This window comes from Streptomyces lanatus, from assembly GCF_014655715.1.
Lineage (GTDB): Bacteria > Actinomycetota > Actinomycetes > Streptomycetales > Streptomycetaceae > Streptomyces > Streptomyces lanatus.
Window position 1 is genome coordinate 274,736 of the sequence record NZ_BNBM01000014.1, and the last position, 6,328, is coordinate 281,063.

General features: G+C 69.3%; 6 protein-coding genes. 5 read left to right on the forward strand and 1 reads right to left on the reverse strand.

Going from position 1 to position 6,328, the window contains the following annotated elements:
- Positions 1–13 precede the first annotated feature (13 nt).
- Complete coding sequence (locus IE325_RS31895; protein ID WP_190073583.1) at positions 14–607, forward strand: histidine phosphatase family protein; 594 nt, start codon at positions 14–16, stop codon at positions 605–607.
- Here IE325_RS31895 and IE325_RS31900 read toward each other — a convergent pair.
- Positions 589–1,032: a DUF6314 family protein gene (locus IE325_RS31900; RefSeq protein WP_190073584.1), complete on the reverse strand. Its 444-nt coding sequence runs from the start codon at positions 1,030–1,032 to the stop codon at positions 589–591. The genes IE325_RS31895 and IE325_RS31900 overlap by 19 nt on opposite strands.
- A gap of 154 nt (positions 1,033–1,186) precedes the next feature.
- Between IE325_RS31900 and IE325_RS31905 the strand changes: the two genes are divergently transcribed.
- The 4 genes from IE325_RS31905 to IE325_RS31920 form a co-directional block, all read left to right on the forward strand.
- Complete coding sequence (locus tag IE325_RS31905) at positions 1,187–3,661, forward strand: alpha-L-arabinofuranosidase family protein (RefSeq protein ID WP_190073585.1); 2,475 nt, start codon at positions 1,187–1,189, stop codon at positions 3,659–3,661.
- A gap of 165 nt (positions 3,662–3,826) precedes the next feature.
- Positions 3,827–4,855: an N-acetyl-gamma-glutamyl-phosphate reductase gene (gene argC, locus IE325_RS31910; RefSeq protein ID WP_190073586.1), complete on the forward strand. Its 1,029-nt coding sequence runs from the start codon at positions 3,827–3,829 to the stop codon at positions 4,853–4,855.
- Positions 4,852–6,003, forward strand: coding sequence for a bifunctional glutamate N-acetyltransferase/amino-acid acetyltransferase ArgJ (gene argJ, locus IE325_RS31915; RefSeq protein WP_190073587.1), 1,152 nt, complete (start codon positions 4,852–4,854; stop codon positions 6,001–6,003). Before argC ends, argJ begins: the two co-directional genes overlap by 4 nt.
- On the forward strand, positions 6,000–6,328 hold a 329-nt coding region (locus IE325_RS31920), incomplete at its 3' end, for an amino acid kinase family protein (protein ID WP_190073588.1). The genes argJ and IE325_RS31920, both read left to right, overlap by 4 nt.

Sequence of the window (6,328 nt, forward strand, 5' to 3'; positions counted from 1 at the left end):
ACACCATCGCCGCATGTCACTTCGGGTCACGTTCGTCGCAGCCGCGCGCAGCTCGCCGCTGCTCGCGGAGCGCTTCGAGGACGACCGGCCGCTGGACCAGGCCGGCTGGGCCGAGGTCCAGCGTGTCGCGCACGAGCTGCTGCCGCTGGCCGCGGCCGACCTGCGCTACTGCTCGCCCACCCCGCGCAGCCGCGTGACCGGCGACGCCCTGGGCTACGCGCCCCTGGTGCAACTCGCCCTGCGCGACTGCGACATGGGCCGCTGGCGTGGGCTCACGCTCGGCGAGGCGATGGCCCGTGAGCCGGAGGCTGTGGACGCCTGGCTGGCCGACCCGAGGGGCACCCCGCACGGCGGCGAGTCGCTGCTCGCGTTCATCTCCCGCGTCGGCAGCTGGCTCGACACCCGGCCCGTGGGCGACGGCGATCGTATCGTCGCCGTGGCCGAACCGTCCGTGATCCGGGCCGCGCTGGTGTACGCGCTGAAGGCGCCGCCGGCGACGTACTGGAACATCGACGTACGTCCCCTGTCGACGACCACCGTCACCGGTCGCGGGGGCCGCTGGAACCTGCGTTTCGACGGGGCGCCGGCTCAGCGCTCACGCGCGTAGTCGGTGGTGAGGACCAGGTCCTTGGCCGGGCCGCGCACCCGCCACACCGTCCGCCAGTGGTCCGCGTCGAGGACGGTGAACTCGCCGCGGTAGAGGTCGGCCGAGCAGGGATGGTCGGCGGCATGGTGGCCGGACGTCAGGTCCAGGTCGTGGAACGGGCGGCCGTCGGCGAAGCGTACGTCCGCCGTCCCCGGCGAAGCGCCGGGCAGGAAGCGCAGCGTGCGCTCGGCGGGCCGGGGCACCCCCTGCCAGGCGAACGTGCCGAACTCGTGGTGCAGCAGCGCACCACCCTCCAGCGGGCCGAAAACCGTCGTACCGGAGAACTCGCCCGTCTGTCCGTTCGCTAGATCCCGCACGGTCCGCTCGGCCCGCCAGCTCCCCGCCAGATATGTCAGCGCATCCGGTACTGGCCAGAACTCGCCCATGCGATCCACCTCCTCCGACACTTTCGATGCCACGGATACCGCGCGACCCGTTGACGTCCCAAATCCCCCTCCCTATCTTGCCGTTCGAAGTGCTGATCGCTGTCTGATATTTCGAACATCGAGCCTGTTTCGAACACCGAGCCGCGGAGTATCCATGCCACGCACCCGCTGGAGATACGGCATAGCCGCCACCGCCTTCCTGGTGGCGGCCGGCCTCATCCCCACCGCCGCCCACGCCGAGGACGTCACCGACTACTCGATCACCGTCGACCCGACCGCCCAGGGCGCGAAGATCGACGACACGATGTACGGCGTCTTCTTCGAGGACATCAACCGGGCCGCGGACGGCGGTCTGTACGCAGAGCTCGTGCAGAACCGGTCCTTCGAGTACTCCACCGCCGACAACGGCTCCTACACCCCGCTGACCGCCTGGACGGTCGGCGGCACGGCCGAGGTCGTGAACGACTCCGGGCGACTCAACGAGCGCAACCGCAACTACCTCTCCCTGGGCGCCGGTTCGTCCGTCACGAACACCGGTTACAACACCGGCGTCCGCGTCGAGCAGGGCAAGCGCTACGACTTCTCGGTGTGGGCGCGGGCGGAGAGCGGCAGCACGCTGAGCGTCGGCCTCAAGGACGCCGCCGGTGCGCTGGCGACCGCCCGCCAGGTGGCCGTCAAGGGCGGCTGGGCCAAGTACACGGCGACCTTCACCGCGACCCGTACCAGCAACCGCGGCCGGCTGGCCGTCGGCGCCTCGGACGCGGCGGCCCTCGACATGGTGTCGCTGTTCCCGCGCGACACCTACAAGGGTCAGCCGAACGGCCTGCGCAAGGACCTCGCGGAGAAGATCGCCGCCCTGCGTCCGGGCTTCGTGCGCTTCCCCGGCGGCTGTCTGGTCAACACCGGCTCGATGGAGGACTACAGCGAGGCGAGCGGCTGGCAGCGCAAGCGCAGCTACCAGTGGAAGGACACCGTAGGACCCGTCGAGGAGCGCGCCACCAACGCCAACTTCTGGGGCTACAACCAGAGTTACGGCATCGGCTACTACGAATACTTCCGCTTCTCCGAGGACATCGGCGCCATGCCGCTGCCCGTCGTCCCGGCCCTGGTGACCGGCTGCGGCCAGAACAAGGCCGTCGACGACGAGGCGCTGCTCAAGCGGCACATCCAGGACACCCTCGACCTCATCGAGTTCGCCAACGGCCCGGCGACCTCCAAGTGGGGCAAGGTCCGCGCGCAGATGGGCCACCCGAGGCCCTTCCACCTCACGCACCTCGAAGTCGGCAACGAGGAGAACCTGCCCGACGAGTTCTTTGCCCGCTTCCAGCGGTTCCGCACCGCCATCGAGGCGAAGTACCCGGACATCGCGGTCATCTCCAACTCGGGCCCGGACGACTCCGGCACGACCTTCGACACCGCCTGGAAGCTCAACCGCGAGGCGAAGGTCGACATGGTCGACGAGCACTACTACAACAACCCGAACTGGTTCCTCCAGAACAACGACCGCTACGACTCCTATGACAGGAACGGCCCGAAGGTCTTCCTCGGTGAGTACGCCTCCCAGGGCAACGCCTGGAAGAACGGCCTGGCCGAAGCCGCGTTCATGACCGGCCTGGAGCGCAACGCGGACGTCGTCAAGCTCGCCTCGTACGCGCCGCTGCTCGCCAACGAGGACTACGTCCAGTGGCGGCCCGACCTGGTCTGGTTCAACAACCGCGCCTCCTGGAACTCGACGAACTACGAGGTCCAGAAGCTGTTCATGAACAACGTCGGCGACCGGGTTGTCCCGTCGAACGGGACCACGACCCCGAACGTCAGCGGCCCGATCACCGGCGCCGTCGGCCTCTCGACCTGGGCGACCAGCGCGGCGTACGACGATGTGAAGGTCACCGCCGCCGACGGCTCGACGCTGCTGAGCGACGATTTCTCCGGTGACGCCTCGAAGTGGAAGCACACGGGCGCCGGCAGCTGGAGCGTCCAGGACGGGCAGTACGTCCAGACGGACGCGGCGGCGGAGAACACCATGGTCTCGGCCGGCGACCCGTCCTGGCACGACTACGACCTGCATGTGAAGGCCACCAAGAAGTCCGGCAAGGAGGGCTTCCTCGTCGCCTTCGGCCTCAAGGACACCGGCAACTACTACTGGTGGAACCTCGGCGGCTGGAACAACACCCAGTCCGCCGTCGAGCAGGCCGTGGACGGCGGCAAGGGCACCCTGATGACCAAGGCCGGGTCCATCGAGACGGGCCGCGCCTACGACATCGACATCAAGGTGCGCGGCCGCCAGGTCACCCTGTACCTGGACGGCGAGGAGTGGGGCAGCTTCACCGACGACAAGTCGGCCGAGCCGTTCCGCCAGATCGTCACCAAGGACGCCGCGACCGGCGACCTGATCGTCAAGGTCGTCAACGCCCAGTCCGCCGAGGCCCGCACCGCGATCGACCTGGGCGGCGCCAAGGTCGCCTCCAGGGCCCGGGTCACCACCCTGGCCGCCGACCAGGACGCCGTGAACACCGAGACGGACACCCCGGTCGCACCGGTGACGTCGACCCTGAGCGGGGTCGGCGCGAAGTTCACCTACACCTTCCCGGCGAACTCCGTGACTTTCCTGCGGATCAAGCAGAGGTAGTTTCCGGGGGGAGGGGACACGGGAAGTCCCGGCGGTGGGTCGCTGCTTCTTGGGCAGCGGCCCACCGCCGTGTGCTGTGATCCGTACGGCGCTGAATCGCACCGCATAAAACTTTGCATAAAACTGCGGCGTTACGTATAGTCATGCCGTCTAGAGGAGGATTCCATGGCGGTACGTGCGGCAGTGGCCGGAGCGAGCGGATACGCGGGCGGGGAACTGCTGCGTCTGCTCCTGGCCCACTCTGAGATCGAGATAGGAGCCCTGACCGGCAATTCGAACGCCGGACAGCGGCTCGGCGCGCTCCAGCCGCATCTGCAGCCCCTCGCCGACCGAGTGCTCCAGGAGACGACCCCCGAGGCCCTCGCCGGGCACGACGTGGTCTTCCTCGCGCTGCCGCACGGCCAGTCCGCCGCCGTCGCCGAGCAGCTCGGCCCCGATGTCCTGGTCGTCGACATGGGCGCCGACTTCCGGCTGATGGACGCCGGCGACTGGGAGACGTTCTACGGCTCCCCGCACGCCGGCACCTGGCCGTACGGCCTCCCCGAACTACCGGGTGGCCGCGCCGCGCTGGAGGGGTCCAAGCGCATCGCGGTGCCCGGTTGCTACCCCACCGCCGTCTCCCTCGCCCTCTTCCCGGCCTACGCCGCCGCACTCGCCGAGCCCGAGGCCGTGATCGTCGCCGCCTCCGGCACGTCCGGTGCGGGCAAGGCGCCCAAGCCGCATCTGCTGGGCAGCGAGGTCATGGGCTCCATGACGCCGTACGGCGTCGGCGGCGGTCACCGGCACACGCCCGAGATGATCCAGAACCTCAGCGCGGCGGCCGGGGAGCGGGTCTCCGTCTCCTTCACACCGACGCTGGCGCCCATGCCCCGCGGCATCCTCGCCACGTGCAGCGCCACCGCGAAGCCGGGTGTGACCGCCGAGTCCGTCCGCGCCGCCTACGAGAAGGCCTACGCCGACGAGCCCTTCGTCCGCCTCCTCCCCGAGGGGCAGTGGCCGGCCACGGCGTCCGTCTACGGTTCGAACGCCGTTCAGGTGCAGGTCGCGTTCGACGCCGCCGCGAACCGCATCATCGCGATCAGCGCCATCGACAACCTCACCAAGGGCACGGCCGGCGGCGCCGTCCAGAGCATGAACATCGCCCTCGGGTTTCACGAGAACACCGGGCTTTCCACGATCGGAGTCGCACCGTGAGTGTCACGGCAGCTAAGGGGTTCCGGGCGGCGGGTATCGCCGCCGGGATCAAGGAGAACGGCAATCCGGACCTGGCCCTCGTGGTCAACGACGGTCCGCGCCGCGCCGCCGCGGGCGTCTTCACCTCCAACCGCGTCAAGGCCGCGCCGGTCCTGTGGTCCGAGCAGGTCCTGGGGAGCGGCCAGGTCTCCGCGGTCGTCCTCAACTCCGGTGGCGCCAACGCCTGTACGGGGCCGAAGGGCTTCCAGGACACCCACGCCACCGCCGAGAAGGTCGCCGAGGTGCTCGGCCGGGGCGCGATCGAGGTCGCCGTCTGCTCGACGGGTCTGATCGGCGTCCTGCTCCCGATGGACAAGCTGCTGCCCGGTGTCGAGACCGCGGCAGCTTCCCTGAACGAGCACGGCGGCGAGAAGGCCGCCATCGCCATCAAGACCACCGACACCGTCCACAAGACGTCCGTCGTCACCAAGGACGGCTGGACCGTCGGCGGCATGGCGAAGGGCGCGGGCATGCTCGCCCCCGGCCTGGCCACCATGCTGGTCGTGCTCACCACGGACGCGGTCGTCGAGAGCGACGACCTGGACAAGGCGCTGCGGGCCGCGACCCGCACCACCTTCGACCGCGTCGACTCCGACGGCTGCATGTCCACCAACGACACCGTGCTGCTGCTCGCCTCCGGCGCCGCCGAGGTCACCCCGGACCAGGCGGAGTTCGCGGAAGCCGTACGGCAGGTCTGCGACGACCTCGGCCAGCAGCTCATCCGGGACGCCGAAGGCGCCAGCAAGGACATCAAGGTCGAGGTGATCAACGCCGCTTCCGAGGACGACGCCGTCGAGGTGGGCCGCTCCATCGCCCGCAACAATCTCCTCAAGTGCGCCATCCACGGCGAGGACCCCAACTGGGGCCGCGTCCTCTCCGCGATCGGCACCACGTCCGCCGCCTTCGAGCCGGACCAGCTGAACGTCGCCATCAACGGCGTCTGGGTCTGCAAGAACGGCGGCGTCGGCGAGGACCGCGAGAAGGTCGACATGCGCTACCGCGAGGTGCACATCGTCGCCGATCTCGCCGCCGGGTCCGAGACCGCCACGATCTGGACCAATGACCTGACCGCGGACTACGTCCACGAGAACAGCGCCTACTCGTCATGAGTACTACGCGAAAGCACACCGCGCTCCCCAAGGCGCAGATCCTCATCGAGGCCCTGCCCTGGCTGGTGCGGCACAACGGCAAGACGGTCGTCATCAAGTTCGGCGGCAACGCCATGGTCGACGAGGAGCTGAAGGCCGCCTTCGCTCAGGACGTCGTCTTCCTGCACCACGCCGGGCTGAAGCCGGTGGTGGTGCACGGCGGCGGCCCGCAGATCAGTGCCGCCCTGGACAAGCACGGCATCGTGAGTGAGTTCAAGGCCGGGCTGCGGGTGACCACCGAGGACGCCATGGACGTCGTACGGATGGTGCTGGCCGGGCAGGTGCA